This is a genomic window from Nocardiopsis ansamitocini (assembly GCF_030268225.1).
GTDB lineage: Bacteria > Actinomycetota > Actinomycetes > Streptosporangiales > Streptosporangiaceae > Nocardiopsis_D > Nocardiopsis_D ansamitocini.
Genome location: NZ_BSQG01000027.1, coordinates 1 through 2,147 on the forward strand (window position 1 = coordinate 1; position 2,147 = coordinate 2,147).

The window sequence follows — 2,147 nt, forward strand, 5'->3', positions numbered from 1 at the left end:
CGGGTGGCCTACACGCTGGGCCTGGAGGGGCCGGCGATCACGGTTGATACGGCGTGTTCGTCGTCGTTGGTGGCGATTCATCTGGCGGCGCAGGCGTTGCGTCGGGGTGAGTGCTCCATGGCCCTGGCCGGCGGCGCCACGGTGATGGCTACTCCTGACACGTTCATCGAGTTCTCCCGGCAGCGTGCGCTGTCTGCCGATGGCCGGTGCAAGGCGTTCGCGGCCGCGGCCGACGGCACCGGCTGGGGAGAGGGCATCGGCCTGGTGCTCCTGGAGCGGTTGTCGCAGGCCAGGCGGAACGGTCACGCTGTGTTGGCGGTGCTGCGCGGCAGCGCGGTGAACCAGGACGGTGCGTCGAACGGGTTGACGGCGCCCAACGCTCCGTCGCAGGAACGGGTGATCCGTGCGGCGCTGGCTAGCGGCGGTCTGTCCGCCGCCGATGTGGACGCGGTGGAGGCACACGGCACCGGGACCCGGTTGGGGGATCCGATCGAGGCCGAGGCGTTGTTGGCGACCTATGGCCAGGGTCGTTCGGGTGAGCCGTTGTGGTTGGGGTCGTTGAAGTCCAACATCGGTCATACCCAGGGGGCGGCGGGGGTCGCGGGGGTGATCAAGACCGTCATGGCCATGCGGGAGGGGGTCCTGCCCCGCACTCTGCACGTCGACGAACCCTCACCGCACGTGGATTGGTCGGCGGGCGCGGTGGAGCTTCTGGTCGAGCAGCGCGACTGGCCGGACACGGGGCGTCCTCGCCGGGCCGCGGTATCGGCCTTCGGTGCCAGTGGGACCAACGCCCACCTCGTCCTCGAACAGGCACCGCCGGTGGCACCGCAACCCCCCACCCCTGTCGTTCTGCCGGCCTGTTTGCCGTTGGTGGTGTCGGGGCGGGGGGGTGCGGGGTTGCGTGCTCAGGCGGTTCGGCTTGCTGCTCATTTGGAGGAGCGGTTGGTTGCGGAGGGGGAGGTGGCTCCGGTTTTGGTGGATACCGCGTATTCCCTGGCCACGTCGCGTGCGTCTTTGGTGGATCGGGCGGTGGTGGTGGCTGCTGGTGGGGGGGAGGCGGTTGCGGGGTTGGGTGTGGTTGCTGGGTCTGGGTCTGGGTCTGGGTCTGGGTTGGGGTTGGGGTCGGTGGTGGTGGGGCGTGCTGATGTGTGTGGGGGGGTGGTGTTTGTTTTTCCTGGTCAGGGTGCGCAGTGGGTGGGGATGGGGGCGGAGTTGTATGAGTCTGTTCCGGTGTTTGCGGAGGCGTTGCGTGCGTGTGCTGGGGTGATTGATCCGTTGGTGGGGTGGGATTTGTTGGGGGTGGTTCGGGGGGATGTGGGGGCGCCTTCGTTGGATCGTGTTGATGTGGTGCAGCCGGTGTCGTTTGCGGTGATGGTGGCGTTGGCGCGGTTGTGGGAGTCGGTGGGTGTGGTGCCTGGGGCGGTGGTGGGGCATTCGCAGGGGGAGGTGGCGGCGGCGTGTGTGGCGGGGGTGTTGTCGTTGGAGGATGCGGCGCGGGTGGTGGTGGTGCGTAGTGGGTTGATCGCGCGGCATCTGGTCGGTCGGGGGTCCATGGTCACTGTTATGGCGCCGGTGGAGCGGGTCGAGGGTTTGTTGTCGGCTTATGCCGGGCGTTTGTGGCTGGCTGCGGTGAATGGTCCCGAGTCGGTCACCGTGGCGGGGGACGCCGATGCGTTGACCGATTTCGAGCGACAGTTGTCCCGGGAGGGCATCCTCCGTTGGCGGTTGCCCGGAGTGGAGTTCGCCGGTCATTCCGGGCATGTGGAGGAGATCCGGGCGCAGCTGGTGGAGGGGTTGGCGGACGTCGCACCGCGGGCGGGGGCGGTGGGGATGTGGTCCACGGTGCAGGGGCAGCGGGTCGACGGCTCCGTTCTGGACGGTGGGTATTGGTTCCGGAACCTGCGTGAGCCGGTGCGCTTCGCCGATGCGATTCGTGGGTTGGCCGAAGAGGGGTTCGGGGCGTTCATCGAGGTCAGCCCGCATCCGGTGTTGACCACCAGCATCTACGACTTGGTCCAGGGGGACGAAGACACCTCCCGGGCCTTGGTCACGGGGACGCTGCGGCGTGATGACGGTGGTTTGCGTCGGTTGTTGTGTTCGTTGGCTGAGGTCCATGTGCGCGGTGTGGACGTCGACTGGACGGT

General features: G+C 68.1%; 1 protein-coding gene. It reads left to right on the forward strand.

Features of this window, described 5'->3' with window-relative positions; all coding sequences use genetic code 11:
• Positions 1–2,147, forward strand: a 2,147-nt coding sequence (locus QSJ59_RS24235) for a type I polyketide synthase (RefSeq protein WP_285762090.1), incomplete at both ends; no start/stop codon positions are given.